General features: G+C 67.1%; 30 protein-coding genes and 1 riboswitch. Of the genes, 18 read left to right on the top strand and 12 right to left on the bottom strand.

Annotated elements, in window-relative coordinates; genetic code table 11:
* The first annotated feature begins 20 nt into the window (after positions 1-20).
* Positions 21-722 (top strand): TetR/AcrR family transcriptional regulator, encoded by a 702-nt coding sequence (locus KBZ12_RS09450; RefSeq protein ID WP_254957677.1) that lies wholly within the window; start codon positions 21-23, stop codon positions 720-722.
* Positions 723-772: 50 nt separating this feature from the next.
* On the opposite strand, the gene KBZ12_RS09455 is transcribed toward KBZ12_RS09450, so the two are convergent.
* The 4 genes from KBZ12_RS09455 to KBZ12_RS09470 form a co-directional block, all read right to left on the bottom strand.
* Positions 773-1,783 carry a pentapeptide repeat-containing protein gene (locus KBZ12_RS09455; RefSeq protein ID WP_254957678.1) on the bottom strand — a complete coding sequence of 337 codons (1,011 nt, stop codon included), beginning with the start codon at positions 1,781-1,783 and terminating at the stop codon, positions 773-775.
* A gap of 434 nt (positions 1,784-2,217) precedes the next feature.
* Entirely contained in the window at positions 2,218-3,168 is a 951-nt protein-coding gene (locus tag KBZ12_RS09460) for an aldo/keto reductase (protein ID WP_254957680.1), read from the bottom strand.
* Between the two features lie 22 nt (positions 3,169-3,190).
* A complete protein-coding gene (locus KBZ12_RS09465; RefSeq protein ID WP_254957682.1) occupies positions 3,191-3,709 on the bottom strand; it encodes a hypothetical protein in 519 nt (172 codons plus the stop codon).
* A 16-nt stretch (positions 3,710-3,725) separates the two neighbouring features.
* Positions 3,726-4,238, bottom strand: coding sequence for a hypothetical protein (locus KBZ12_RS09470; protein WP_254957684.1), 513 nt, complete (start codon positions 4,236-4,238; stop codon positions 3,726-3,728).
* Between the two features lie 357 nt (positions 4,239-4,595).
* Between KBZ12_RS09470 and KBZ12_RS09475 the strand changes: the two genes are divergently transcribed.
* Entirely contained in the window at positions 4,596-5,066 is a 471-nt protein-coding gene (locus KBZ12_RS09475; RefSeq protein WP_254957685.1) for a hypothetical protein, read from the top strand.
* A 27-nt stretch (positions 5,067-5,093) separates the two neighbouring features.
* Complete coding sequence (locus KBZ12_RS09480; RefSeq protein ID WP_254957686.1) at positions 5,094-6,329, top strand: adenylate/guanylate cyclase domain-containing protein; 1,236 nt, start codon at positions 5,094-5,096, stop codon at positions 6,327-6,329.
* A gap of 162 nt (positions 6,330-6,491) precedes the next feature.
* Here KBZ12_RS09480 and KBZ12_RS09485 read toward each other — a convergent pair whose 3' ends face one another.
* Entirely contained in the window at positions 6,492-6,851 is a 360-nt protein-coding gene (locus KBZ12_RS09485; RefSeq protein WP_254957687.1) for a hypothetical protein, read from the bottom strand.
* A gap of 23 nt (positions 6,852-6,874) precedes the next feature.
* Positions 6,875-7,492, bottom strand: coding sequence for a DUF3177 family protein (locus KBZ12_RS09490; RefSeq protein WP_254957688.1), 618 nt, complete (start codon positions 7,490-7,492; stop codon positions 6,875-6,877).
* A 60-nt stretch (positions 7,493-7,552) separates the two neighbouring features.
* Here KBZ12_RS09490 and KBZ12_RS09495 point away from each other — a divergent pair, with 60 nt between their 5' ends.
* From KBZ12_RS09495 to KBZ12_RS09510, 4 genes are read left to right on the top strand one after another with little or no spacing between them, the layout of a single operon-like run.
* On the top strand, positions 7,553-8,872 hold the full coding sequence (locus KBZ12_RS09495) for an FIST N-terminal domain-containing protein (protein ID WP_254957689.1): 1,320 nt from the start codon (positions 7,553-7,555) through the stop codon (positions 8,870-8,872).
* 2 nt (positions 8,873-8,874) lie between these two features.
* Positions 8,875-9,588, top strand: coding sequence for a tRNA (guanosine(46)-N7)-methyltransferase TrmB (gene trmB, locus KBZ12_RS09500; protein WP_254957733.1), 714 nt, complete (start codon positions 8,875-8,877; stop codon positions 9,586-9,588).
* A complete protein-coding gene (locus KBZ12_RS09505) occupies positions 9,588-10,904 on the top strand; it encodes an IctB family putative bicarbonate transporter (RefSeq protein ID WP_254957690.1) in 1,317 nt (438 codons plus the stop codon). The genes trmB and KBZ12_RS09505 overlap by 1 nt, the downstream gene beginning before the upstream one ends.
* On the top strand, positions 10,901-11,869 hold the full coding sequence (locus KBZ12_RS09510; RefSeq protein ID WP_254957691.1) for a BadF/BadG/BcrA/BcrD ATPase family protein: 969 nt from the start codon (positions 10,901-10,903) through the stop codon (positions 11,867-11,869). The genes KBZ12_RS09505 and KBZ12_RS09510 overlap by 4 nt, the downstream gene beginning before the upstream one ends.
* Here the strand turns inward: KBZ12_RS09510 and KBZ12_RS09515 are convergent.
* A complete protein-coding gene (locus KBZ12_RS09515; protein ID WP_254957692.1) occupies positions 11,857-12,507 on the bottom strand; it encodes a HupE/UreJ family protein in 651 nt (216 codons plus the stop codon). The genes KBZ12_RS09510 and KBZ12_RS09515 overlap by 13 nt on opposite strands.
* A riboswitch (cobalamin riboswitch) is annotated at positions 12,490-12,649 on the bottom strand. (Overlaps the previous gene by 18 nt.)
* 241 nt (positions 12,650-12,890) lie before the next feature.
* Here KBZ12_RS09515 and KBZ12_RS09520 point away from each other — a divergent pair.
* The gene (locus KBZ12_RS09520) at positions 12,891-13,538 is read left to right on the top strand and encodes a HupE/UreJ family protein (protein WP_254957693.1); all 648 of its coding nucleotides are present in this window, start codon (positions 12,891-12,893) and stop codon (positions 13,536-13,538) included.
* A 7-nt stretch (positions 13,539-13,545) separates the two neighbouring features.
* Entirely contained in the window at positions 13,546-13,692 is a 147-nt protein-coding gene (locus KBZ12_RS09525) for a hypothetical protein (protein ID WP_254957694.1), read from the top strand.
* On the opposite strand, the gene KBZ12_RS09530 is transcribed toward KBZ12_RS09525, so the two are convergent.
* Positions 13,689-14,264: a TMEM175 family protein gene (locus tag KBZ12_RS09530; protein ID WP_254957696.1), complete on the bottom strand. Its 576-nt coding sequence runs from the start codon at positions 14,262-14,264 to the stop codon at positions 13,689-13,691. The two genes, KBZ12_RS09525 and KBZ12_RS09530, sit on opposite strands and share 4 nt — an antisense overlap.
* A gap of 251 nt (positions 14,265-14,515) precedes the next feature.
* Here KBZ12_RS09530 and KBZ12_RS09535 point away from each other — a divergent pair, with 251 nt between their 5' ends.
* Together KBZ12_RS09535 and KBZ12_RS09540 are read left to right on the top strand one after the other, a co-directional pair.
* Positions 14,516-14,827 carry a CsbD family protein gene (locus KBZ12_RS09535; protein ID WP_254957697.1) on the top strand — a complete coding sequence of 104 codons (312 nt, stop codon included), beginning with the start codon at positions 14,516-14,518 and terminating at the stop codon, positions 14,825-14,827.
* Between the two features lie 43 nt (positions 14,828-14,870).
* Positions 14,871-15,017, top strand: a complete 147-nt coding sequence (locus tag KBZ12_RS09540) for a lmo0937 family membrane protein (RefSeq protein ID WP_254954032.1) — start codon at positions 14,871-14,873, stop codon at positions 15,015-15,017.
* A 20-nt stretch (positions 15,018-15,037) separates the two neighbouring features.
* Here KBZ12_RS09540 and KBZ12_RS09545 read toward each other — a convergent pair whose 3' ends face one another.
* On the bottom strand, positions 15,038-15,868 hold the full coding sequence (locus tag KBZ12_RS09545) for an RNA polymerase sigma factor RpoD/SigA (RefSeq protein ID WP_254957698.1): 831 nt from the start codon (positions 15,866-15,868) through the stop codon (positions 15,038-15,040).
* Positions 15,869-16,036: 168 nt separating this feature from the next.
* Here KBZ12_RS09545 and KBZ12_RS09550 point away from each other — a divergent pair, with 168 nt between their 5' ends.
* Together KBZ12_RS09550 and KBZ12_RS09555 are read left to right on the top strand one after the other, a co-directional pair.
* Positions 16,037-16,228 carry a Thivi_2564 family membrane protein gene (locus KBZ12_RS09550; RefSeq protein ID WP_216920574.1) on the top strand — a complete coding sequence of 64 codons (192 nt, stop codon included), beginning with the start codon at positions 16,037-16,039 and terminating at the stop codon, positions 16,226-16,228.
* Positions 16,229-16,238: 10 nt separating this feature from the next.
* The gene (locus KBZ12_RS09555) at positions 16,239-16,712 is read left to right on the top strand and encodes a DUF421 domain-containing protein (protein WP_254957699.1); all 474 of its coding nucleotides are present in this window, start codon (positions 16,239-16,241) and stop codon (positions 16,710-16,712) included.
* On the opposite strand, the gene KBZ12_RS09560 is transcribed toward KBZ12_RS09555, so the two are convergent.
* Positions 16,700-17,242 carry a DUF3122 domain-containing protein gene (locus KBZ12_RS09560; RefSeq protein ID WP_254957700.1) on the bottom strand — a complete coding sequence of 181 codons (543 nt, stop codon included), beginning with the start codon at positions 17,240-17,242 and terminating at the stop codon, positions 16,700-16,702. The two genes, KBZ12_RS09555 and KBZ12_RS09560, sit on opposite strands and share 13 nt — an antisense overlap.
* A 172-nt stretch (positions 17,243-17,414) precedes the next feature.
* On the opposite strand from KBZ12_RS09560, the gene KBZ12_RS09565 reads away from it, so the two are divergent.
* The 5 genes from KBZ12_RS09565 to KBZ12_RS09585 all read left to right on the top strand — a co-directional run bounded on the left by KBZ12_RS09565 (position 17,415) and on the right by KBZ12_RS09585 (position 19,974).
* Complete coding sequence (locus tag KBZ12_RS09565) at positions 17,415-17,948, top strand: cytochrome b/b6 domain-containing protein (RefSeq protein WP_254957702.1); 534 nt, start codon at positions 17,415-17,417, stop codon at positions 17,946-17,948.
* Between the two features lie 112 nt (positions 17,949-18,060).
* Complete coding sequence (locus tag KBZ12_RS09570) at positions 18,061-18,291, top strand: AbrB/MazE/SpoVT family DNA-binding domain-containing protein (RefSeq protein WP_254957703.1); 231 nt, start codon at positions 18,061-18,063, stop codon at positions 18,289-18,291.
* Positions 18,291-18,692, top strand: coding sequence for a PIN domain-containing protein (locus KBZ12_RS09575; RefSeq protein ID WP_254957704.1), 402 nt, complete (start codon positions 18,291-18,293; stop codon positions 18,690-18,692). Before KBZ12_RS09570 ends, KBZ12_RS09575 begins: the two co-directional genes overlap by 1 nt.
* Before the next feature lie 482 nt (positions 18,693-19,174).
* Positions 19,175-19,459, top strand: a complete 285-nt coding sequence (locus KBZ12_RS09580; protein ID WP_254957705.1) for a DUF1778 domain-containing protein — start codon at positions 19,175-19,177, stop codon at positions 19,457-19,459.
* Positions 19,460-19,545: 86 nt separating this feature from the next.
* Positions 19,546-19,974 carry a GNAT family N-acetyltransferase gene (locus KBZ12_RS09585; protein ID WP_254957706.1) on the top strand — a complete coding sequence of 143 codons (429 nt, stop codon included), beginning with the start codon at positions 19,546-19,548 and terminating at the stop codon, positions 19,972-19,974.
* A gap of 19 nt (positions 19,975-19,993) precedes the next feature.
* On the opposite strand, the gene KBZ12_RS09590 is transcribed toward KBZ12_RS09585, so the two are convergent.
* Together KBZ12_RS09590 and rhuM are read right to left on the bottom strand one after the other, a co-directional pair.
* Positions 19,994-23,110 carry a type I restriction endonuclease subunit R gene (locus KBZ12_RS09590; RefSeq protein ID WP_254957707.1) on the bottom strand — a complete coding sequence of 1,039 codons (3,117 nt, stop codon included), beginning with the start codon at positions 23,108-23,110 and terminating at the stop codon, positions 19,994-19,996.
* Positions 23,107-24,117: a virulence protein RhuM/Fic/DOC family protein gene (rhuM, locus tag KBZ12_RS09595; RefSeq protein WP_254957708.1), complete on the bottom strand. Its 1,011-nt coding sequence runs from the start codon at positions 24,115-24,117 to the stop codon at positions 23,107-23,109. The genes KBZ12_RS09590 and rhuM overlap by 4 nt, the downstream gene beginning before the upstream one ends.
* Positions 24,118-24,125: the final 8 nt, after the last annotated feature.

Raw genomic sequence — 24,125 nt, forward strand, 5'->3', positions numbered from 1 at the left:
CCGGTCTGCCGCTTCCCGTCATGGCCGACGCCACAGCCGCCCCCAGCGTGACCTCGCCCCTGCGCCGTCAGCCCCGCCAGGCCCGCAGCCAGGAACGGGTGCGGCGGATCCTGGCGGCGGCCGAGGAGCTATTCGTGGCAGGCGGCGTCGGCAGCACCACCACCACCAACGCCATCGCCGCCAGAGCCGGGGTCCCGATCGGCTCCCTCTACCAGTTCTTCCCCGACAAGGGGGCGATCCTGCGCAGCCTCGCCCAGCTCTACGCCGAGCAGCTGCACGAGCTGCTCACGGCCTTCTTCGACCGGGGGGACGGCCGCACCCTCTCCCTGGAGGCCTCGATCACCGCCGCCGTGGCCCTCACCGATCGCTTCTTACGCGACCACCCCGGCTACCCGGCCATCTTCCTGGATGTGCAAAGCGCCACCCCCGAGCTGCTGGCCATCGAGGAGGAGGCCGACGTCCGGCTGATCAACCACTGGAGCGGCCTGATCGCCCTCAAGGCTTCAGCTGAGGGCAGCCACCTCAACGCGGAGGAGGGGCACCTGATCGCCTACGTGCTGGTCAAGACCGTCGGCCACCTGCTCTGGCTGGCGGCCACCCAGGAGCAGGGCCGCCGCGAGCGGCTGGTGGCCGAATGCGGCGACTTGGCCATCGCCTACCTGCGCCGGCGGCTCACCGCGGCGTGCTCACCCCACCAGCTCTGCCAGGCACTGGATCCCTGATGGTGGTCCCATGACCCTCCCTTGGCGCACCCATGGGGGGGGGGGGGAGGCTAGGGCAAGGCCTGGACTGTCGTGCCAAGCCATTGGCTGATCGGCACCAATTGGCTGCCATCCCCTGCCTCCGATAGATCCACCACGGAGGGCGGTAGGTTATTGAGTGTTGCTCCGGCGAGGCAGACGGCATGCACGCGGGCGCCCTCGAAATTCGTGCGATCCAAGGTGGCATTCTCAAATGACGCGCCGCGCAAGTCGGCCATCTTGAAGTTCGCTTCGGTACAATCGGCCTCATTGAAGACAGCGTTCGTGGCCGAAGCTTCCCGAAACTGGGCACCCGTCAGCTTGGATTTACGGAATGAAGTTCGTGCTAAATCAGCGGCATAAAAATCCGCGTAGCTGAAATCGCAACGAGCCCAATAGGCATCGTGGGCCTTCGCTCCTGAGAGGTCTATGCCCCGCACGTCAGCCAGAGGGTCGTCCGGTTTGGCTTTGTAAAGGATCAAGTTGATGGTCAGCGTCTTCAACACCTTCTGGTCACTCTCGATGGACAAGGCCGCCGCCAGAACCTGCTTGGTCAGTTGCATGAGCTGCTCACGGCGGCCGCCGCTGACGTTCCACTCCGCCGGGAAGGAGTTCAATACCGAGCCAAGCTTCACCGCAGCGGCAGCGCGCAGAACCGGCGACTCGGCCGCCAGCTCCTGGATGATTGACTGATAGACGTCGTCGACATTCTTTCTGTCCTCGAAGCCGATCCTTGCCTGGGTTGTACGGCTTTGCCCGATGAGGTAGCCGCCAACGGCACCGCCCACGGTCACAAAGAGGGCGATCACCTTGAGGGCAAACAGACTGCCGGCGGTATCGCTGCGGATCTGGCGGATTTCGGCATCCAGCTTACTGATCTCGTAGCTGTCCTTTGGAGTTGGTGCCCTGTTGCCGGCCTGCGTGCGGTCCAGTTCGATGACATATTGGGCACCCAGTGATGTCACCAAAGCGACACCAAGGGCCCCCACCACCAGGACAACGATGTGGCTATTCGATAGCCCCTTCTTGAAGTCAAAGTCCATCTAGAGTTCCCTCACAGGGAGATTGACCCCGAGCTCCCCATGAGCCACAAACCTGCCGCTACGGCCGGCCACCCGTCAACCTTAGATCCCAGCCAGAAACCACAGGGATTGATGCGGCAATCAGCCATTCCATGTTCCTCCAATGGGCCCAGTCATCACGCCCGGAACAATGCAGGCGATGTTCTCTGATCACCCTACCGTGCATCGAGCGGTGAGGGGCACTGATTCGGAATCCGTAAAGTCTGGTGCGAGATTTGCCAAGGCAGGAACCCTGTCCGGGGGATGGAGAGGTTGTTGCGCAGGGTGCAAAGACCGTGTCTGCGCCTGCCTCCAGGTCGCGTTGATTGCCTGGCACCCCGATGCTGCAATTGCTTTGGCGACAACCTCCCATGTCCAGCGGTGGTACACGGTTCCGAACCACCCGTAGACAGAGATCAGGCCCAGAGGGTCTCCAGGGTGTAGGGGCCGCCCTCCTTCACCCAGAAGGAGCCGTCGATGAAGCGATGGCTCCGGTCGAGCCCGTCGATCGCCTCCATATCTTCAGGAGCCAGCTCGACCTCGGCGGCGGCGAGGTTCTCGGCCAGGCGCTTCGGCGACACCGACTTGGGGATCACGGCGGTGCCGCGCTGTAGGGCCCAGCCCAGTACCACCTGGGCCGGCGTGAGGCCGCGCCGCGTGGCGATCGCCGTGATCGTGGGGTCCTCCAGCAGCACCGGCTGGCCTGGGGGCCGCATCGGGGGGGGCAGGCCCGGAGTCCCCAGCGGCGAATAGCCCGTGAGGTGCACGCCGTGGGCCTCGCAGAAGGCGAACAGCCCCTTCTGCTGCAGATAGGGATGCAGCTCCACCTGGTTCATGGCCGGCCGGATCCGCGCCTGCCCCAGCAGGCCGTAGAGGCTGGCCATGCCGAAATTGCTGACGCCGATGTGGCGGCACAGGCCACCGTCGACGGCCGCTTCCATCGCCGCCCAGGTGGCCGCGATCGGCAGGGTCTCAAGCGACAGCAGGTCGTCGGCGCTCTCGGGCATCAGCACGCCTGGCCGGAAGGCCACGGGCCAGTGGATCAGGTACAGATCGAGGTGGTCGAGCTGCAGGTCGGCCAGGGTGCGCTCCAGGGCCGGGGCCACGTCCTTGGGGGCGTGGGCGTTGTTCCAGAGCTTGGAGGTGATCCAGAGCTCCTCCCGCTTCACCAGGCCGGAGCGGATCGCCGCCGCCAGGGCCTCGCCGATCTCCGCCTCATTGCCGTAGATGGCGGCGCAGTCGATGTGGCGGTAGCCCAGCTTGATCGCCGCCGTCACCGCCGCGCCCACCTCCCCCGCAGGGGCGTTCCAGGTGCCCAGGCCGAGCATCGGCATGGCAGCGCCGTCGTCGAAGCGGAGTGTCTTCAAGGCGGTGAATCCAACAGAAGCATCACTCCACCCTGGCGCGGGCGGTGAACGACTGGAGGGCGAAGCTCTTGGCCTGAGGCTTTTGCGATTCGATCACGAGCTGCAGCCGTTCCCCCTGCCGTCCGATTCGATCTTCGACCACCTTGTCGACCTCCTGGCCCTGGCCATCGAGCACAGCGAACGTTGCCTGGATGTCGCCGCAGGGACGCTCCAGGCAGGCGACTTCCATCACGTCGATGATGCCGCCGCCATAGAGGCGGGGCTTGCGGCAGATCCCCTGGCAGCGGCGGGTGAACACCCCCTGATCCGATTCCACCCAGCCATCGGCGAGCAGGTCCTGGCGGCTCTCGCCCCGCCCGCCGGCTGGCTGCTTCTCCGCCAGGGACGCCCGCAGGCCAGCCGCCATCCAGCCGGCGCCGAAGCCCAGCACCACCAGCCCCAGCACCAGCAGCCGCTGGAGGATCGGGAACCGGGAGGGTCCGGATGAAGGGGGAAGGGCCGGTGGCTTCGGGGGGCGTCCCCCGGGAGGAACCGGCTCCATTTCGACGATCAGGTCGTCAACGGTCTTCCCGCTCCCCATGTTCCGCTCGGTCTTGCCGGTCCTTGCCATCGTCGTAGGCCATCAGAGAACGGAACATCAGCCCACCGCCGCTGCCGATCAGGGCGAACATCGTCAGCAGGTTCCAGAGCGAGGTGGGCTGGAAGCTCATGATCAGGGTCTGCAGGATCCCCACCGCCAGGGCCGCCACCGATGCCAGCACCAGGAACCAGCCCCAGCGCTGGTTGCGCAGGGCGAACAGCAGGCACACCCCGATCGTCAGCGGGATCAGCAGCAGGCCAAAGCCGCCACCGAGGCCCTGGGAGAAGCCGAAACCGCCCCCCCAGCCGCCGCCCCAGGCCGCACCGGCACCACCCCAGCCACCCGCGGCGCGCCGGCCGAAGCGGAGGCCCAGGCCCATGGGCACCGAGCTGACCATCACCTGGTTGAAGAACAGGAACGCTCCCATCGAAAAGAGCACACCCCCCAGCAGGAAGCTGAAGAAGTCCCTGATTGGATCCCTCAAGGCCATGCCCTCTCTGCCACCTGGCCCATGGTGGCAGGACACCTGGTCCTTGATCGCGAAGGATTCGCCCTGGTAGCGGGAGGGAACTCACGGAACTCCGCGCCGCCCTCGCCCACAGCCGCGTGCTCCTGCAGAACCTGCTGATCGACACCGCCAGACGTCCAAGGCGGATCGAGCGGTAGCGGCGACCCGGGGCGCTGCTCAGACGGCTTCTCCGGGCCAGGACCCCAGTCGGCCCGATGACCAAATGCAGGGCTGACGCAAGCGTCCTCCCGTCAGGTGCCCCTTGAAGCTTCACTCAGGTGGGCTGGCCCCCATGGCGCACGCGGCATAGCATCGGGCCACAAATAGAGGCCTTCACGTATGAACGTCCAGAGCGGCAGTCGACAGCTGCTGATTCACGGCATGGTTCTCGTTCTGGTCGGATTGGTGTGGGGCCTTGTCGTACCCGGCACTCCGTACCCAAGACTCGCCCTGGGTGCCCATATCCAGTTCGTATCCAACGGCATGCTGTTCATCGTGCAAGCAACTTCTCTGCTGGCGCTCCCCCATCGCGTGGGCATCAAGTCCATCTGGGTGATGGTCTTGGCGGCCTGGTTGACATGGACCATGGCTCTCTCCGAACTCGCCAATGCCTGGTGGGGAACGCTGCAGCCGTTGTCGATTGCAGCGAGTCAGGCAGGTGCCACCGGCGGCGAACCGTGGCAAGAGCTCGTGCTCAAACTGACGCATATCGGCGCCGGATTAGGGCTGATCATCGCATGGTCGTTACTGGTGATCGGGTTTTTGAAATACGATTCCACCAATGGATCAACTGATATTTCCGCAGGCTAAGCGCACAGAAAGCCTTTGATCGTGAACATGCTGAAACGCTACTGGAGCCAACTGATCGGCATTGGGATCGACAGGAAAACACCTGCCACCGAGACTCGGCAGATTGTGTTCCTGAATGCTGTTGTGCTACTGGTGCTCATCCTCGTCGCCCAAAACCTGGCGCTTGGCTTGATCTTTCAGGTGCCAGCTTCGCTATTGCTCCTTTTTGTGGCCCATGGTCTGTTCATCGGCATTGTTCTGCTCTGGAACAAGCTCAGGCTTTACCTGCTGGCCAGGGTCTGGTTTGCAGTGGCCGCAACCCTGTTCCTGAGCACCTATCAGGTCCTGATGGGCACAGAATCGCGCTGGGACGTGTTTCTGGTCGTCTGCGTGTTCTTGCAGTGTCTGATGTTTCCGGCAACGCAACGGCGCTGGATGTTTGCGGTGATGATCTTCACGGGGGTCTGCTTCTTCGCTGTCGATTTCGCCTTGCCTGTGCCGCCGAAGGGTCTCATGCAGAACCTGTCAGCCAATTACTGGGCGATGGGAAAGGCTGGCAACCTGGCGGGCTTCCTGTTTTGCGGTATCGCCATGGGGAGCGTGGCCTTCCAGGTGATCAACCGAGCCGAACGCAATCTGGCCATCGAGCGTGACCGCTCAGATCGCTTGCTCACAAACATTCTCCCGGTTCCGATCGCGGAGCGACTGAAGCAAAGCCACGCTCTCATCGCTGACAATTTTGACGAAACAACGGTTCTGTTTGCAGACATCGTTGGATTTACGCGCTACACAGAGACCGTCAGCCCAACAGCGTTGGTCACGTTATTGAATTCAGTCTTCACTCAGTTCGATGACCTCAGCCAAAAGCATCGGGCCGAGAAAATTAAAACCATCGGCGATGCCTACATGGCCGTTGCCGGAGTGCCTACCCGAAGCTCCAACCATGCCGAGCAGATGGCGGCAATGGCGCTGGACATGCAGCAGGTCATTAAGCAGCACAACAACGAAACGGGGCAGTCGTTGCAGATCAGAATTGGCCTCCATTCCGGGCCTGTGATAGCCGGTGTGATCGGTAAGCGAAAGTTCGCTTACGACCTATGGGGTGACACCGTGAACACGGCTTCCAGGATGGAATCGCATGGCGTTCCTGGAGAAATCCAGGTGACGCCAGAGACCCACGCGCTACTCAATTCCAGTTACCGTTTCGAAGAGCGCGGCCTCATCGACATCAAAAGCAAAGGCCCCATCAAGGTCTTTTTGCTGAAGGGCAAGCGGTCAGCTTGACGTCAGCACCGCTGTCGCTGCGGTCGCTCGAGCGAGGCTCAGGCTGAATCAGACAAACCGGCGAGCCGCCCATGCGTCTGGGGGCATAGGGCAAAAAGCCGGCCAACGGGCCCTGGTTGATCCAGGGGATCGGCACGGACGGGGTTGGGTGAAGCTGCCGATTCAGCCCCCTGCCGTTCCTTCCCAGGCCCCCGGATCCAGGAACGTCTCCGCCGGCAGCGGTCCCGCCAGGCGCCGCTCGTCGCTGGGGTTGAGGGGCCCGGCCAGCAGTTCGGCCGCCGCGATCCGGGCCGAGGCCGGCAGGGCCGGCTGGTCGGGGTCGAAGGCGGTGGGGTGGGTGACGCTGCTGGAGAAGCCACGGAAGATCAGCAGCTCGAACGGTTCGTCCTCCCCCGGCTCCGGCAGCGGCAGGGTGCCCACCAGGCGCAGCACCCGGTCGGGGCGCTGGCGGCTGATCTCTTCCAGCGCGGCCAGCAGGGCGGCAACGGAGGGGGAAGCGGCGTCGGGCGTGGTGTCGGTCATGGGGGACAGCACCGAAGCAACACTCAGAACTCGCCGGCCACCCGGCCCAGCCGCGGCAGGCGCACCACCAGCCACTGGAGCAGTCCCACCACGTAGGCCACCAGGGCCGCGTAGCCCACGAAGGCGGCCACCCCCGTCGTCCACTCCCCGCCGAACACGAAGGCGAACACCTTGGCCACCACACCGTGCAGCCCCAGGGGCGCCTCCTGCCAGACCCGGCAGAGGGGCAACGTGGCGCCGGCGCCGCCCATGCAGGGCAGGGCGGTCACGGCCAGGCTCGCCCCGGCCAGCGACAGCAGGGTCAGGCTCCAGCGCCAGAGGCGCAGGGTGAGGGGCAGGGCCCGCCAGGGGGGCATGTCGGCCAGCTCCTCGTTGAGATCGACCCAGAACCACAGGCTGGCCACCACCAGCAGGGGCGCCACCACCAGCAGCAGAAAGCCGGTGGGGCGGTTACCCGTGAGCAGCAGCAGGGCGATCAGCTGCAGGCTGGCCACCTTCCAATAGAGGCCCATCAGGCGCACCAGCGCCTGCTCCCGGCGGAGGGCCGCCCAGAGGAGCAGCACCAGCGGTAGCCCCACGGCGAACAGCATTCCCAGCCGCACGTCGAGCCAGACCAGGGAGCGATAGAGCTGTTCCGGCACGTCCGCTCGGTTCGGTAAGGCGCCATTATCCGTGTGCCCCCCAGGCGATAGGGTCCGGTGATGGGTTCCCTTCCCTCCTTTCCCTGGTTGCAACGCCGTCCTGGCGGCCCCTGGTGCCGCACCGCCCTGGGCCGGGACAGCTCGCTTCAGGAAGCGGTCAACCAGGTGTTCGAGCAGCTCCGGGGTGCCCCGGAGGCCGACCTGGCCCTGGTGTTCGCCTCCGCCAGCTACGCCAGCGACCTGCCCCGCCTGCTGCCCCTGCTGCAGCAGAAGCTCAGCGCCGCCCACTGGCTGGGCTGCGTCGGCGGCGGCGTGGTGGGCACCGATCCAGCCGGCGCGCCCCATGAGATCGAGCACCAGCCGGCCCTGGCGGTCACCCTGCTGCGGCTGCCCGGCGCCAGCCTGCGCCCCTTCGCCATCGACACCACCGCCCTGCCCGACCTCGATGGTCCGGCCGAGCCCTGGCGCGAGCGGGTGGGGGCCGAGCTGGAGGAGGGCCAGTCGATGCTGCTGCTGCTCGATCCCACCGGCACCGCCATCAACGACCTGATCAGCGGCCTCGATTACGCCTACCCCAACACCACCAAGGTGGGCGGCATCGCCGGCCCCCACAGCGCCGCCCACGGCTCGCTGCTCTTCGGCAGCGGTGGTTCTGGCGACAGCGACCCTGCCGACACCGTCCGCACCGGTGCGGTGGGCTGCCTGATCAGCGGCTCCTGGCGTCTCGATCCGCTGGTGGCCCAGGGCTGCCGGCCGATCGGCCCGGTGCTGGAGGTGGAGCAGGCCCAGCGCAACGTGGTGATCGAGGTGAGCTGCGGCAGCACCCGCAACAGCCCCGTGGCGGCGTTGCAGTCGATCCTCACCGACCTCACCCCGGCCGAGCGGGAGCAGGTGAAGCACTCCCTGTTCCTCGGCGTGGGACGCAGCGACTTCAGCCTCCCCAGCGCCGCCCTCACCCCCGTGACAGAGGCGCCCGGGTCCTTCCTGGTGCGCAACCTGATCGGCGTCGATCCCCGCAACGGGGCGGTGGCGGTGGGCGAACGCATGCGCGTCGGCCAGAAGGTGCAGTTCCAGCTCCGCGATGCCGATGCCTCCCGGGACGAATCCCGCCAGTTGCTGGCCCGCCAGTCACGGCGCCGCAGTGAGCCCCTGGCCGCCTTCCTGTTCGCCTGTCTGGGGCGGGGCGAAGGCCTCTACGGCGAGGTCGACGGCGACGTGAGCCTCTGCCGGGAGGTGTTCGGCACCGTGCCCATCGCCGGCCTGTTCTGCAACGGCGAGATCGGCCCGGTGGGCGGCACCACCCACCTGCACGGCTACACCGCCAGCTGGGGGTTCCTGGTGCCGAACGAGCCGCCCGGGGGCGACGCCACACCGCTCTGATGGTGCGCCAGCACGTCAATCCCCTCAGCCGGATCCACCAGCTGGCACGGCCCCTGCCGCCGCTGATCGAGCTGTTCGCCGATCCCTCCCTGCCCCTGCATCTGGATATCGGCTCGGCCCGGGGCCGTTTCCTGCTGGCCATGGCCCCCCTGGCACCACAGCGCAACCACCTGGGCCTGGAGATCCGCCGGACCCTGGTGGAGGCCGCCGAGGACGACCGCCGCCGCGACGGGCTGACCAACCTGCGCTTCCTCTACGGCAACGCCAACGTCAACCTGCCGCAGTGGCTGGCGCTGCTGAGCGCGGGTCAGCTGGAGCTGGTCACCCTGCAGTTCCCCGACCCCTGGTTCAAGCTGCGCCACCGCAAGCGCCGGGTGCTGCAGCCCGCCCTGCTGCTGGCGATCGCCGCGGCCCTGGCCCCCCGCCGGTCCCTGTTCCTGCAGAGCGATGTGGAGGCGCTGATCGCCCCGATGCGGCAGCTGGTGGAGGCCAGCGGCGCCTTCGAGCTGGCCGGGCCCGAGGAATGCGGCCCCGAGCGGAATCCCCTGCCGGTGGCCACCGAACGGGAAGGTCAGGTGCTGACCGAGGGCAAGCCGGTGCACCGCAGCCTCTACCGCCGCAACAGCGCCCCCCTGCCGCCACTGGCCGATCTGGAAGCCCAGCTGGAACCCACCACCAGTGGCGTCGATAATCGCCTCGACGCTGCAGCGGATTGATGGTGCCTGCCCCCGCTCCCGTGCCCCTGCTGCTGCGCTGGCAGGGGCTGCTGGCCGGCCGGCCCGCCGGCCGACTCGGCGCCCATCTGCCCCTGGTGGCGGGCTGGATCCTCTGCGCCCTGATGGCCGGCCTGCCCCTGGTGACCCGGGCGGGTCTGAGCCTGCTGATCGCCGCCTCCGCCCTGCTCTGGGTGGTCTGGGCCCTGCGCACCCCGCCGGGTCGCCTCGGCGCCATCAACATCTGGCTGCTGCTGGTGATCGCGGTGGCCGTGGTGGCCACCGGCTTCTCGCCCGTGCCCAAGGCCGCCCTGGTGGGGCTGTTCAAGCTGCTCAGCTACCTGAGCGTCTATGCCCTGATGCGTCAGCTGCTGGCCACCGCCCCGGTCTGGTGGGACCGGCTGGTGGGCGCCCTGCTGGCCGGCGAGCTGGTCACCAGCGTGATCGGCATCCGCCAGCTCTACGAAGCCCCCGGGGCCCTGGCCCGCTGGTCGGACAACAACTCGGTGGCCGAGGGCACGGTGCGCATCTACAGCACCCTGGAGAACCCCAACCTGCTGGGGGGTTACCTGCTGCCGATCCTGCCCCTGGCCGTGGTGGCGCTGCTGCGCTGGCAGGGGCGGGGCCGGCGCCTGTTCGCCCTGGCCAGCCTGGTGCTGGGCCTGGTGGCCCTGGTGCTCACCTACAGCCGCGGCGCCTGGATGGGGATGGTGGCCTCCCTCGGCCTGCTGGCCCTGCTGCTGGTGCTGCGCCAGACCCGCGACTGGCCGCCGTTGTGGCGGCGCCTGTTCCCCCTGCTGCTCCTGGTGGGCGCCACCGTGGTGCTGGTTGTGTTGGTCACCCAGGTGGAGCCCCTGCGGGTGCGGGTGATGAGCCTGGTGGCGGGCCGGGAGGACAGCTCCAACAACTTCCGCATCAACGTCTGGACCTCCGCCCTGGCGATGATCCAGGACCGCCCCTGGATCGGCATCGGCCCGGGCAACAGCGCCTTCAACCTCATCTATCCGCTGTATCAGCAGCCCAAGTTCAACGCCCTCAGTGCCTACTCGATCCCCCTCGAGCTGCTGGTGGAAGCCGGCATCCCCGGGCTGCTCGCCGGGCTGGGCCTGCTGCTGAGCGCCGTGAAGGTGGGCCTGGGCCAGTGGCGCAGCAGCGCCCCCCTGGCCCTGCCCAGCCTGGCGGCGGTGGCCGTGTTCGCGGCCCTCGGGGTGCAGGGCCTCACCGACACGATCTTCTTCCGGCCGGAGGTGCAGCTGATCGGTCTGTTCAGCCTGGCCACCCTGGCGGCCGCCGCCCGACCGGCAGAGCCACAGCCGTGAGGCTGATCGCCGGCTTCGACGCCGGCCAGACCCACACCAGCTGCCGCCTGGCCCTGGCGCAGGACGGCCAGGTGATTGGCGAAGGGGACGGCCCCGGGGTCTGCCACCTGGCGGCCCCGGAGGGTCCCGCACGCTTTGGCGCCGCCCTGCGCCAGAGCCTGGAGCGGGCCATGGCCGGCGTGAAGGGCGGCAGCCCGGCCGCCGTGCTGGTGGCGGCCGCCGTGGGGGCCAGCGGCATCGAGCAGGGCTCCCCGGTGCAGGCCCAGGGCCAGGCCCTGGCGGCGGATGCCCTGGGACTACCCCTGGAGCGGGTGGCGGTCAGCGGCGATGAGCGCACCGCCCTGCGCGGGGCCTTCCCTGACGGGGCCGGCATCGTGGTGATCAGCGGCACCGGCACCATCGCCGTCGGCCGCGACGGGAGCGGGCGCGAGCACCGCTGCGCTGGCTGGGGCTGGCTGCTGGATGGGGCCGGCTCAGCCATGGACATCGGCCGGGACGGCCTGGCCCTGAGCCTGCAGATGGCTGATGGCCGCCTCGCCGACGCGCCCCTGCGGCGGGCCCTGTGGGCCGCCCTGGAGCTCGACCCGGACGATCCAGGTTCAGCGCAGCGGCTCAAGGCCCTGGTGGTGGCGGCCAGCTTCGGCCCCGCCGGCTTCGCCCGGCTGGCGCCGGTGGTCGATCAACAAGCCGGGGCCGGCGAAACGGTGGCCATCGCGGTGATGGAGCGCAACGCTGCTGCACTGGCGGCCATGGCGACAGGCGTGGCCAGGGGCCTGGATCTGGTGGGGCCGCCGGTGTGCCCGATGGGCGGGGCGCTGCGCCACCTGGAACAGTTGCGCCGCCCCTTCGCCCGAAGCCTGGAGCTGGCCGTGCCCAGCAGCCGGCTGGTGACGGCCGCCGGCGATGCCTGCCAGGGCGCCCTGGCGATGGCGGCCTCCCTGCAGGCGGGACCTCAGCCGGCCTGAGCGGCCAGGGGAACCAGGGCCAGGGCGCCACCGAGCACGGCCAGCAGCAAGGCCAGGCGGGTGGTCCAGACCAGGGGCAGGCGGCGCAGCGCCAGGAACGAACCACCGCCCACCAGCAGCGAGGCCGCCAGGGCCCCCGCCCACCAGCCCAGGGCTGAGCCATCCACCGGTGCCTCACCGCCGTGCAGCAGGGCGTGGAGGGCAACAGCACCGGCCACCAGGGTGCCGGCGAAGGCCAGCCCTGGGCTGCGGCCATCCCGGTGGGAGCGCAGGATCAGCAGCGCCACCGCCGAGATCGCCAGGGCCGCCAGCACCTCGGCGAAGGGCAGGGCGAAGCCCATGGCACCGGCCAGGCCCCCCAGCACAGCACCGGCCAGGCCCCAGAGCAGCAGCTCGGCGGACACGTAGGACGCGGCCGCACCCACGCCGATCAGCAGCAACAGGTGATCGACGCCGGTGATGGGGTGGAGGAAGCCGTGGCCGAGGCCGCCGTGGGCCAGGCCGTGGGCCTGGGCCGGCTGGCCGATCAGCACGAAACCGAGGGCGGCCGCGCCCCCCAGAAGGATCCAGGAGCGGAGGCCGGAGAAGTGGGTCATCGAGGGTCCCGGTCCGCGCCGGGGATGGAAGGAACGGTTCACGGCGAGCGTTCTGGCTGAGGGTGACCCCATCACAGCTGCGGGACAGCGCCGGAATGACGACGGGGCGAACCCAGCCGTGCACCGGACTTTCCTCGTTTCCTCCCGGAGGTGAACCCCGGGAACCGTCCACCCATTGTGACCGCAGCCGGTGACGTTGCCGCCCGATGACCGCAGCTTCTGACCGGGAAGGGGAGAGGATGGCGCCCAGGAGGTTCCTCCCCTTCACGGGGAGGACGCAAGGAGGAAAGGCGGTGAGGGGTAGCCCGAGTCCGCCGCTGTCCCGCAGCTGTGATGGACACCAGGCTTCCCGGCCCGGCGTCCTCAGTCAGAACGCTCACCCCCACTCGACCCCATTTCCTGCCGGCGAGGACCGGAGATTTCCCATGAACCTGCCTTCTTTGGCTGAGCGGAGCGGCGTCCGGCCCATCGCCACGCCCATCGCCACGCCCATTGCCCTGGTCGCCCTGGTCGCCCTGCCCCTGCTGCTGGCGGCCCCGGCCTCGGCGCACCACGTGATGGATCTGACCGGCCTGAAGCCCGGCCCCCTCACTGGGGTGCTGAGCGGCCTGGCCCACCCGATCCTTGGCCCCGACCACCTGCTGTTCCTGCTGGCGATCGGCCTGGTGGGCATCGTCCACCCCTTCCGCTGGGTGCTGGCCCTGCTGGGCTGCGGCCTGGTGGGCAATGCCCTGGGGCTGGCCCTTCCCGGCCTCACCTGGGTCGAGCCGCTGGTGGCCCTGTCGGTGGCCCTCACCGGCCTGGTGCTGGCCCGCCGCCTGCCACCGGCCGTGCTGGTGCCCGCCTTCCTGCTGCACGGCTACGCCCTCAGCGGCGCCGTGATCGGCTGGGAACCGGCCCCGATCGGCTTCTATCTGGCCGGTCTGCTGGTGAGCCAGACCCTGCTGCTGGTGGTGGCCCTGACGGCCGTGCGGCGCTGGCGCCAGAACGCCTCCAGCGGTGCGGTGAGCCTGACCGCCGGCCTGCTGATGGGCATCGGCCTGGCCTTCACCTGGTCGGCCCTGGTGGCCTGAGCCTCAGGTGCCCAGCAGGGCGGTGCACTCCAGCCGCTGGCTGAGGGCCCGCTACGGTTTCGCCTGCACCCGGGCCGATGAAGAGGAACGGCACCTGCTGGAGCAGGCCGCCCACTTCACGGCCCAGGAGCTGGTGAGCGTCCAGAGCGCCTAGTCGGACAGCACCCGCTCGATGCGGCGATCGGGGATCAGCCACATCAGGGCCACCAGCGCATAGATCGCCTGGGCGAAGGCCGGGGAGCGCAGGCTCGCCAGCATCGCCACCAGGTAGAGCGTCAGGGAGGTGTGTCCCTTCCAGTCGCGACCCACGGCGCGGCGCAGCAGGGAGTCGGGGCCCTGGCTGGCGATGATCCGCCCCTGCAGGATGAAGTAGGCCACAGCCGCCATCACCATCACGGCCCCGTAGAGGGCGGCCGGTGCGATCGCCCGGTGGTTCTGGCCCATCCAGCCGGTGGCGAACGGCACCAGCGACAACCAGAACAACAGATGCAGGTTGGCCAGCAGGACTGGGCCGCTGACGCGCTGCAGCGTATGCAGCATGTGGTGGTGGTTGTTCCAGTAGATGCCGATATAGACGAAGCTCAGCAGATAGCTGAGGAAGACAGGAATCAGGGGCACCAGGGCCGCCGGTTCGGTGTCGTGGGGCACCTTGATCTCCAGCACCATGATCGTGATGACAATGGCCAGGACGCCGTCACTGAAGGCCTCCAGGCGGGTGGTGTTCATGGCGGCCTGCAAGCGGGTCTGGCTGCTTATGGCAGAAGCGAAGCAGAGTGCAGCAACAAAGAAATGAATCGCTACAGAGCCCAGACAGACTGGCACCACTGAACAACCGTCAGATGATGCATCCTGCGGGCCCAAGTGGCGACAACGGGCGTCTTCGCCGAGCCCGAAGCTGGGTAGAGAAAGGAGGCACCCCCTAGAAGGAAGACCTGATGAGAATTCGCCTCCGAAGACGCCTGCTCTCGCTGGCCTCCGTGGCTGCCCTGGTTGTCACCCTGATGATCCAATGGCCAGCCACGGCCATGGCCAGCCATGCCTCCTCCATCACCCCCATCGCCATCGCCACCATGTCCGACAAGATGTCCGCCAAAGCCAAGGAAACCGAAGGCAAGCTGGAGTCCGCCTATGGCGAAATCACCGGTGATCCAGGCCACCAGGTGAAAGGCAAAGCCAAGCAGGTGCAAGCCTCCGCCATGAACGCGACAGAAGCCGTGAAGGACGGCACCAAAGCCCTGGCCCGCAAGGCCAGTGACGCCTCCGACAAGCTGGCGGACAAGATCAATTAAGCGCCATTCCAATCCATTCACCCCCTATCCATAGGAGACCCCAATGCTGGAATCAATCGCCGTCATTCTGGTGATTCTCTGGTTGCTTGGACTGGTGACGTCCTACACCATGGGCGGCTTCATCCATCTTCTGCTGGTCATCGCCCTGATCGTCATTGTCTCCCGGCTGCTCAGCGGCCGGACCGTGTGAGAGCGAGGCGATTCCAGGGATCACAGTGCCTTGGCCAGGCGTTGCCGCAACTTGAGCAGCGCCTTTCGTTCCACATGCTGCACCTTGTGCTTGGACATGCCGATGCACGTGCCGATCTGGGCCAGCGACGGGGATCCGTCGTCGGTGTAGCGAAGCTGCAGCACCTGACGTTCGGTGGGGTTCAGCTGGCTGATCTCACCATGGAGCCAGTGGTAGTCGTCCTGCAGACCGGGCTCGCTGGGATCACCGATCAGATCGGTCAGAGACACCTCCCCATCGCCACTTCCGAGGGTCTGATCAAGGGAAAGAGTCTGCAGGTCGTGGGACGCCTGAAGCACGGTCTCCAGCCGTTTGACACTCTCACCCAGCTCGGCACCGATCGCCGCCAGCGACAGGGGCTGGGCCGAGGCCATGCGAAGCGCGTGAACCTTGCGGGCCAGGGCCGCCATCTGGGGCGGTACCCGGATCAGCCCCGTCGTCTCCTGGAGATGGCGGTGCACCGACTGGCGGATCCACCAGGAGCCGTAGGTGGAAAACCTGCAGCCCCGCTCGGGCAGGAAACGCTCCACGGCACGGATCAGGCCAAGGTTGCCGGCCTGGACCACATCCATCGGATCCAGATGCATCAGACGGATGCGGTTGTGCTGCTGCTTGCAGAGCGACACCACCAGGCGCAGATTGCCCGTCACCATGCGCGCGAAAGCCCGTCGCCCCCGCCGTTCCAGACCAGGGCCCGGAGCCGGGTGGGAACGCCATTCCTGCACCAGGGTGCCGAGATGCAGTTCCTCTGAAGGTGTCAGCAGGGGAATGCGACCGATCGTGCGCAGATAGTCCCCAAAGCAATCAGACATGGGACCAGCAAAATGGTGCCACCTGCATCGTGGACCCACCTGGAAAACCAGCACGCATGAAGTGCACATCTGCGGCAGATGGGCTGCAACAAGCCTATTCAGGCCTGGCAGGGCACAGTCTGCCACTGGCATTCACCCCTTCAACGTTCATCCCGAGGAGATCTCTTCATGTCCCTGATTTCGCTGATCATCACCCTGATCGTTGTCGGGGTGCTGCTGTGGCTCGTCAACAACTACATCCCCATGGATGGCAAGATCAAACGCATCCTGAACATTGTCGTCGTCGTAGCGGTCGTGGTCTGGCTGCTCAATATTCTGGGCTTGATGGATTCGCTGCGCAGCATCCGCATCGGCAGATGAGATTGCTTTGATGGCGCATCTTTCCATCCCCATCTGGGAGTTCGTCTTCCGAGGTGCCGTTGTTTATATCTTTTTGCTGGTGCTCCTGCGCCTGACGGGGAAGCGCCAGGTCGGCCAGCTCGCCACCTTTGATCTGGTGCTGCTGCTGATTCTTTCGAACGCCGTACAGAACTCCATGAATGGCGGCGACAATTCACTGATCGGCGGCCTGATCTCTGCCTTGACCCTGATTGCCTTGAACCATCTCGTTGGGGCGGCGACAAGCTCCAGCAAAGCCATCGAGAGGTTCGTGGAGGGTCGACCTCAGGTGCTGGTCCACAACGGCAGAATTTATGGCGATGTGCTCCGGCGTTCGCAGCTGACGCGGAATGAACTGGATGCGGCGATTCGATCGGCAGGCTGCACCGCCGTTGACAACGTGCACGTGGCGATTCTGGAAAACAATGGCTCGATCACGGTGCTGCCCAGACCTCACCCCTCCTGAGCCGGGGCCCCGGGGTCGCGCCAGGCGTGCAGGGCTCCCGTTTCTTCCGGTCCGAGCATCAGCACCGCCGCAGCCTCTCCGCTCAGGGGCAGGGTGAGGGCCAGGGGCAGGGCCCCACTGGGGCGGGGCAGCAGGTCGGCCATGTCGAACTGGGCCGATCCCTCCGGCAGGGCGCCGCCATCGGCGGGCACCAGCTCCTCGCTGCGGTTGGCCAGGGTCCAGGCGCCACCGGTGCCATCACTGATCAGCAGGGGGCCGGCGTGATCGACAGCCACCCCCGGGGTGAGGGCGCTGAGCCGCAGGCGATCGCCGCTGGGGTAGGCGGGATCGGACTGGGCGAAGATCCGCAGCGACCAGCGGTTGTCGTCCTGGTCGCGGAGGCTCCAACGCTGGCCTTCAGCGGCGAGGGCCAGGCCGGGGGCCAGGGTCAGCACCAGCAACAGCCCCAGGAGCAGGGGCGCCAGCCTTGGGGGCCAGGGGCTCTGGCGGGCGACCGGTGGTGCCGAAACAGAGACAGCAGGAGCACTCATGGCAGGCGTTTCCGTCTGGGGGGTTTCCAGGCGAAGCCAGCAGAGCCCCATCCCGGTTCCTCCATCTTGGGGTGTCCCGTGCGGTGCAACACATCCCTCATTCCCTGCCCCGAAGCCTGCCGCTCCAGGCCCTTTGGCCATGACACGCTGATGATCTTCGCCGGCTGAGTTGATGGCGCGCCCCCCCTACCAACCCTCCCTGCTGCGGCTGACCCATGGGGTCACGGCGTTGCTGGTACTGGCCGCCTGGCTGAGCGGGCTGTTCGTCTACAGCCGCTACGACGGCCGCTGGGGGCGGCTGCCGTTCACCCCCGGCGGCAACTGGATCGACTTACACGGCCAGGCGGGCTTCCTGCTGCTGCCCCTGGGCCTGGCCTTCGCCGCCTACGCCCTCACCCTGGGCCGGGCGCGTCTGCGGCGAGCCACCAACGCCATGGCCCTGGGGGCCCTGGTGCTGGCGGTGGCCACCGGCAAGATGATGCAGGAGGACTGGCTGCGGGACGGCCAGCTGCACCACCTGGCCTACAGCCTGCACCTGGTGGCCTGGCTGCTGATCGGCCTGGCCGTGCTGCTGCATGTGGGCGAGAGCCTGCGGCTGGGGGGCACGCCCCTGCTGGCCTCGATGGTCAGCACGACCGTGCGGCCGGGTGATTTGCCTGGCGACTGGCCCCAGCAGGTGCGGCGATATCTGAAGCGGGGGCGCTGAACGTCCAGCCCCGAGGACGTGCCTCAGCTGGCCGTGGGTGTGCGTGGCCATCCCTTACGCATCCGGCCAAGGCCATCTGAATTACGATGACTCAACAGCAGTAATTCAGACGATGCGCAGCACCATCACCGCCCGCGGCCAGACGGTGGTTCCGGCCCCGATCCGCGAACGCTTCCAGCTGGGTCCGTCCACGCGGTTGGAATGGATCGTGGAGGGCGACGGGTCCATCCGTGTGGTTCCCGTTGCCCTGGATCCGATCACCGCCTTCCGCGGCTCCGGCGGCGGAGGCGCCACCACCCGTCTGCTCGCCGATCGCCGCCACGATCGCCAGCAGGAGGCCTGATGGCCGGCCGCTGGCTGCTCGACACCTCCGCCCTGCTGGCCCTGCGCGACAACGAAACCGGCGCGGAGCGCGTCGCGGAACTGCTGCAGCGCTCCCAGGCCCGCCAGGACAGCTGCCTGGTGTGCTTCATGAGCCGCATGGAGTTGCTCTACCGGGTGTGGAAGGACGAAGGCGAACGGGTCGCCCGCCTTGCCGATGCCCAGCTGCGCTCCCTGTCCCTGGATTGGGTGGCGGCCAGTGACGCCCTGCTGGACCGGGCGGCGGCCATCAAGGCCACCCATCCCCTCTCCGTGGCCGATGCCTGGATCGCCGCCGCCGCTGAGCAGGAGGGGGCGGTGCTGGTGCACAAGGATCCTGAGTTCCGCTCCCTGGCCCACCTTCCCCAGGACTGGCTGGGCTGAGGCCACCACAACGGCCTGATCCAAGCGGATCCCCGGGCAGGAAGCGGCGGATGAACAGCTCCAGGGCCATCGGCCCGCAGCGGGGCTGCCAGGAGGTGCCGCCCGGCAGCCGGCGCCAGCAGGCCACCTGCAGCGCGCCGCCGCCGGCCAGCAGCTGCACCCGGTAGCGGTACTCGGCATCGGCGGCCTGCTCGGGGGCGGCCAGGGGTTCGGCGCCGGGCTGGCTGGCCAGGAACGCCGCCGCGAAGGCCTCCGGCTCCGACCGCTGGCGCAGGGCCGTGGCGAAACGCCAGGCGGCTCCGGTGGGGTAGCCGTCATGGTGGAGGTAGAGGTGGCGCTCCGGGAGGCCGGGGAAGCCGGTGAAGGAGTAAACGGCGCGGGTGGCCAAGGGGCTGGGGCGGCTGCACAGGGAAGTGCCACCGGTGTCTCAGGGCCTATGAACTGGCACTGGCCGTACGATGGACGTACGAAGAGTCCGGCCGATGAACAACGCCCCCGCCCGCGCCCGGGATCGGCGCCTTGAAGTTCGTGCCACGGCGGAGGATCGCCAACTGATTGATCGGGCGGTGGCTGCTTCCGGCACCGATCTCACGGGATTCGTGATCACCCATCTGCGCCTAGCCGCCCAGCAGGTGCTGGCCGACCGCGAAGGGTTCCACCTCAACCCTGAGGCGCTCGACGCCTGGGACCGTATCAATCAACGGCCGGCACGGTCGCTGAAGGGTCTGCGCGCTCTGATGGATCGGCCTTCACCGTTCCAGGAGTGAGTGCCGGCTACCTGTCACCCCGGCTGCTGGCGTCCAGCGACGGTCTCGACGGTTTTGAATGCCGATCTGAGGAGCAGACGAATTGGTTGAGAAAGCATGCTCGCCAGGCCCATGCCCGTGGTGGCACCAGCAGGGTGTTCGTGGTCACCGAAGCCGATAGCAGCAATGTGGTGGCCTACTACGCCTGGTGCATGGCCAGCATCTCTCCTGCTCAGGCTCCGCCGCGGCTGCGCAAAGGCGCCGGTCGCTATCCCCAGCCCGTTGCCCTGCTGGCACGGCTCGGCGTCGACCTTCACCATGAAGGGCGTGGCCTCGGTGCCGCTCTACTGGCGGATGTGATCAGCCGCACGGCACAGATCGGGGCCGAAGTGGGCTGCCAGGGGTTGCTGGTCCATACCGAGAGCTCCTCGGCCAGGGCGTTCTATCTGCATCTCGTTCCAGAGTTTGAGCCGTCCCCCACCGACCCCTTGCATCTGGTGCTGCTAATGAAGGACATCCTGCGGACGCTGGGGTGAATTCCCACAGGGAGGTCCTTCACACCCACTGGGCGCAGAGCAGCTCCGCCTGGGCCAGCACGGTTTTGACCGCCTCTTCCTGCAGATCGGGGGGGTAGCCGTATTTGTTGAGGATGCGTTTCACCATCACGCGGATCTTGGCGCGGGCGCCTTCCCGCAGGGTCCAGTCGATCGAGACGCTCTTCTTCACCTGGGTGATCAGTTCGGCAGCGATCACTTTGAGCTTGGCGTCACCCATGGCCTGCACGGCGCTGTCGTTGGCGGCGAGGGCGTCGTAGAAGGCCACTTCGTCGTCGGTGAGGCCAAGGGATTCGCCGCGCTTGCTGGCGGCATCGAGTTCCTTAGCGAGGGCGATCAGCTCTTCGATCACCTCGGCGGTGGTGATGGCGCGGTTGTGGTAGGCGTTGAGGGCTTTCTTGAGCTTCTCGGAGAACACCTGGCTCTGCACGAGGTTGCGCTTGGAGCGCACTTTCAGTTCGTCTTTGAGCAGCTTCTCCAGCAGCTCGGCGGCCACGTTCCTGTGCTTGAGGCCACGCACCTCGGCGAGGAACTGGTCGCTGAGGATCGAGATGTCGGGCTTGGGCAGGCCGGCGGCGGTGAACACATCGATCACCTGGCCTTCGGTGGTGATCGCCTTGCTCACCAGCTGGCGGATGGCGGCATCGATCTGCTCGGGCGTTTTGCTGGTGCTGCTGGTTTGCTTGGCGAGGGCGGCCTGCAACGCCTGGAAGAAACTCACGTCGTCGCGGATGGCGGTGGCCTCGTCGCTGGCGGCGCAGAGGGCGAAGGCGCGGGAGAGTTCGGCCACCACCTGCAGCCAGCGTTGCTTGCCGTTCTCCTGCAAAAGGATGTGCTCCTGGCCGGCGGGAAGAAGCTGCAGGCGCTGGGTAGGGGTGCCATTGGTCCAGGCGGACCAGTCGAAACCATGCAGGAGATCCGAGGCGATGCCGTGTTTTTCGAGCATCACGGCGATGGCCTGGATCACAAGGGGAGCAGGGTCGCCCCGGCCGCCGCTTTCGGTGTAGGTGGCAAGAGCCCGCTTGAGCTGATCGGCGAGGCCGAGATAATCCACCACCAGGCCGCCAGGCTTGTCGCGGAACACCCGGTTCACACGGGCGATGGCCTGCATCAGGCCGTGGCCCTGCATCGGCTTGTCGGCATACATGGTGTGCAGACAGGGGGCATCGAAGCCGGTGAGCCACATGTCGCGCACGATCACGATCCTGAACGGATCGGCGGCGTCCTTGAAGCGATTGGCGAGTTTGCGGCGAGCCTCTTTGCTGCGGATGTGGGGCTGCCAGTCGGGGCCCTCTTCGGCGCTGCCCGTCATCACCACCTTGAGGGTGTCGTCCGCCCATTCGGGCCGCAGCTGGATCAGGGCGTTGTAGAGATCCACGCAGATGCGGCGGCTCATGCACACCACCATCGCCTTGCCATCCATCGCCTCCAGACGTTTCTCCACGTGCGCCACCAGATCGGCGGCCACGAGGGCGAGGCGCTTGGGATCGCCCACCAGCGCTTCGAGGGCGGCCCACTTGGTTTTCAGCTTTTCCTTTTGGGTGAACTCTTCGCCTTCGGTGATCTCCTCGAATTCGGCGTCGAGCCTGGGGATTGCGGCGGCATTGAGGGAGAGTTTGGAGATGCGGCTCTCGTAGTAGATCGGCACGGTTGCCTTGTCGGCCACGGCGCGCTGGATGTCGTAGATGGAGATGTAATCGCCGAACACGGCGCGGGTGTTGGCGTCGGTCTGCTCGATCGGCGTGCCGGTGAAGCCGATGAAGGAGGCGTTGGGGAGGGCATCGCGCAGGTTGCTGGCGAAGCCGTAGGAGATCACGCCGGTTTTCTCGTTGACTTTGCCGCCGAAGCCGTACTGGCTGCGGTGGGCTTCATCGGCGATCACCACGATGTTCGCTCGGGCGCTCAGCTCGGGCATCGCTTCGCCCTTGTCCGGCATGAACTTCTGAATCGTGGTGAACACCACGCCACCGCTGGCCCGGTTGAGCAGCTCGCGCAGCTGCTCGCGACTGGCGGCCTGCATGGGCGTCTGGCCGAGGAGGTCGGCGCAGCGCTGGAACTGGCCGAAGAGCTGGTCGTCGAGGTCGTTGCGATCGGTGAGCACCACCAGGGTGGGGTTCTGCATCGCCGGATGGCGCACGATGCGGGCGGCGTAGAAGAGCATCGAGAAGCTCTTGCCACTGCCCTGGGTGTGCCACACCACGCCGGCACGGCGGTCGCCCGGCCGGCCGCCCTGGCTGCGGGCTGCCTGGCCGAGGCCGCTGGCGCGCACGGTTTCCTGCACCGCTGCGTTCACGGCATGGAACTGGTGGTAGCCGGCGATGATCTTGTGCAGGGCGCCGGAATCCGGGTCTTCCTCGAAGACGATGAAGTGCTGCAGCAGATCAAGAAAGCGCTGCGGCTCGAACACGCCACGGATGAGCGTTTCCAGCTCCAGGGCCGTGGCGGGGGCGTGCGCCTCGCCATCAATGCTGCGCCACACCTTGAACCACTCCTGGTTGGCCGTGAGCGAGCCGATGCGCGCCTGCAACCCATCACTCACCACCAGGGCGGCGTTGTACTGGAGGAGCGTGGGAATCTCGGCCTTGTAGGTCTGCAGCTGGGCGTAGGCGCTCCAGATGGTGGCGCCTTCAGCGGCGGCGTTCTTGAGCTCGATCAGGCCAAGGGGAAGTCCGTTGAGGAACACCACCAGATCGGGCCGGCGGTTGTGCTGGCCATCACTCACCGAGAACTGGTTCAGCACCAGCCAGTCGTTGGCGGCAACGGCGGCGAAGTCGACCAGCCGCACATGGTCGCCGGCGATGCTGCCATCGGCCCGTGGGTATTCCACCGGTACGCCCTCACGGAGCAGACGGTGGAAGGCGCGGTTGGTCTGCAGCAACGACGGCGTGGCCAGGCGCAACAGCTTGCGCAGGGCCTCTTCCCGGGCATCTTCAGGAATGGCCGGGTTCAGCTGACGGATGGCCTCGCGCAACCGGCCCACCAGAACCACATCGCTGAACGATTCCCGCTCCGCCGCCGGTTCGCCGGGAGCCAGCTGGGGGCCGGGGAGCACGACATAGCCCAGCTCCTGGAACCAGCCGAGGGCCGCCTCTTCGATGAGGGCTTCGTTGAGGGTCATCGGGGCGGCCCTGTGAGCATATGCATCACCAGCCGGATCATGACGTCCTTGTCCTTCGGTGCCGATTCGGCGACGAGCAGCGCAAGCGCCGCGAGCCCTACATCGTTGATCACTACCTCACCATTGCGGAAGAGCCGGCCGTTGCGATTCAGGAAGTCGACGAACAGGAAGGAGCCGATGCGCTTGTTGCCATCGGTAAAGGGGTGGTCCTTGACGACAAAATAGAGAAGATGCGCCGCTTTCGACTCGATTGTTGGATAGGCCGGATCACCGAAAACGCTCTGGTCGAGATTGCCGAGCAGGGCGGCCAATCCGTCCTTGGGCTCACAACCGAACAGCTCGGTGGCCTCGCCCCGTGCGATCAGATCAGCCTTCAGACGGGCGACCGCGGCCCTCGCCTCGCTCGGGGCCAGCAGCACACCACCAGGAACACCCTTGGCCTCGGTGAGTAGGCCCTCGTCGTAGCCCTGCAGCAGGAGGAAGGTCTGGGTGTACCGGGCGATCACATCAACGAGCCCCCGGCCCTGGTCCGAGGTGAGCGCCTCGCCGGCGGCGGCCCTGCGCACCAGGTTCAGTGCGGTTTCCAGCTCTGCGGCATTGCGCGCAAAGCGCTGTTGGTTGAGCGTGTAGCCGCGCACCAGATGCTCACGGAGCGTGCGGGTGGCCCAGATGCGGAACTGCGTGCCGCGTTGGGATTTCACCCGATAGCCCACCGAGATGATCACATCGAGGTTGTAGTGGTCCACGTCCCGCGTGACCGTCCGCCCCCCCTCCGAACGAACCTGTGCAAATTTTGCACTGGTTGCCTTGGAGTCCAGCTCGCCTTCCTTGAAGACGTTGCGGATGTGCTTGGTGACGACAGAGCGCTCCCTGCCGAACAATTCGGCCATCTGCTCCTGGTTGAGCCAAACCGTTTCCCGGTCGAGGCGGACATCAACCTGAGCACTGCCGTCGGGAGCCTCATACACGAGGATCTCGCCACTGCTGGTCTCTGCGAGGCTCGTCATGATGGGCC

The sequence above is a fragment of the Cyanobium sp. Cruz CV13-4-11 genome, assembly GCF_024346055.1.
Classification (GTDB): domain Bacteria; phylum Cyanobacteriota; class Cyanobacteriia; order PCC-6307; family Cyanobiaceae; genus Cyanobium.

Coding starts and splice junctions, on each gene's coding strand:
- KBZ12_RS09450 (WP_254957677.1), top strand. CDS start 21: ATGGCCGACGCCACAGCCGCCCCCAGCGTGACCTCGCCCCTGCGCCGT.
- KBZ12_RS09455 (WP_254957678.1), bottom strand. CDS start 1,783: ATGGACTTTGACTTCAAGAAGGGGCTATCGAATAGCCACATCGTTGTC.
- KBZ12_RS09465 (WP_254957682.1), bottom strand. CDS start 3,709: ATGGAGCCGGTTCCTCCCGGGGGACGCCCCCCGAAGCCACCGGCCCTT.
- KBZ12_RS09470 (WP_254957684.1), bottom strand. CDS start 4,238: ATGGCCTTGAGGGATCCAATCAGGGACTTCTTCAGCTTCCTGCTGGGG.
- KBZ12_RS09475 (WP_254957685.1), top strand. CDS start 4,596: ATGAACGTCCAGAGCGGCAGTCGACAGCTGCTGATTCACGGCATGGTT.
- KBZ12_RS09480 (WP_254957686.1), top strand. CDS start 5,094: ATGCTGAAACGCTACTGGAGCCAACTGATCGGCATTGGGATCGACAGG.
- KBZ12_RS09485 (WP_254957687.1), bottom strand. CDS start 6,851: ATGACCGACACCACGCCCGACGCCGCTTCCCCCTCCGTTGCCGCCCTG.
- KBZ12_RS09495 (WP_254957689.1), top strand. CDS start 7,553: ATGGGTTCCCTTCCCTCCTTTCCCTGGTTGCAACGCCGTCCTGGCGGC.
- KBZ12_RS09505 (WP_254957690.1), top strand. CDS start 9,588: ATGGTGCCTGCCCCCGCTCCCGTGCCCCTGCTGCTGCGCTGGCAGGGG.
- KBZ12_RS09520 (WP_254957693.1), top strand. CDS start 12,891: ATGAACCTGCCTTCTTTGGCTGAGCGGAGCGGCGTCCGGCCCATCGCC.
- KBZ12_RS09530 (WP_254957696.1), bottom strand. CDS start 14,264: ATGAACACCACCCGCCTGGAGGCCTTCAGTGACGGCGTCCTGGCCATT.
- KBZ12_RS09540 (WP_254954032.1), top strand. CDS start 14,871: ATGCTGGAATCAATCGCCGTCATTCTGGTGATTCTCTGGTTGCTTGGA.
- KBZ12_RS09545 (WP_254957698.1), bottom strand. CDS start 15,868: ATGTCTGATTGCTTTGGGGACTATCTGCGCACGATCGGTCGCATTCCC.
- KBZ12_RS09550 (WP_216920574.1), top strand. CDS start 16,037: ATGTCCCTGATTTCGCTGATCATCACCCTGATCGTTGTCGGGGTGCTG.
- KBZ12_RS09555 (WP_254957699.1), top strand. CDS start 16,239: ATGGCGCATCTTTCCATCCCCATCTGGGAGTTCGTCTTCCGAGGTGCC.
- KBZ12_RS09560 (WP_254957700.1), bottom strand. CDS start 17,242: ATGAGTGCTCCTGCTGTCTCTGTTTCGGCACCACCGGTCGCCCGCCAG.
- KBZ12_RS09565 (WP_254957702.1), top strand. CDS start 17,415: ATGGCGCGCCCCCCCTACCAACCCTCCCTGCTGCGGCTGACCCATGGG.
- KBZ12_RS09570 (WP_254957703.1), top strand. CDS start 18,061: ATGCGCAGCACCATCACCGCCCGCGGCCAGACGGTGGTTCCGGCCCCG.
- KBZ12_RS09575 (WP_254957704.1), top strand. CDS start 18,291: ATGGCCGGCCGCTGGCTGCTCGACACCTCCGCCCTGCTGGCCCTGCGC.
- KBZ12_RS09580 (WP_254957705.1), top strand. CDS start 19,175: ATGAACAACGCCCCCGCCCGCGCCCGGGATCGGCGCCTTGAAGTTCGT.
- KBZ12_RS09590 (WP_254957707.1), bottom strand. CDS start 23,110: ATGACCCTCAACGAAGCCCTCATCGAAGAGGCGGCCCTCGGCTGGTTC.
- rhuM (WP_254957708.1), bottom strand. CDS start 24,117: ATGACGAGCCTCGCAGAGACCAGCAGTGGCGAGATCCTCGTGTATGAG.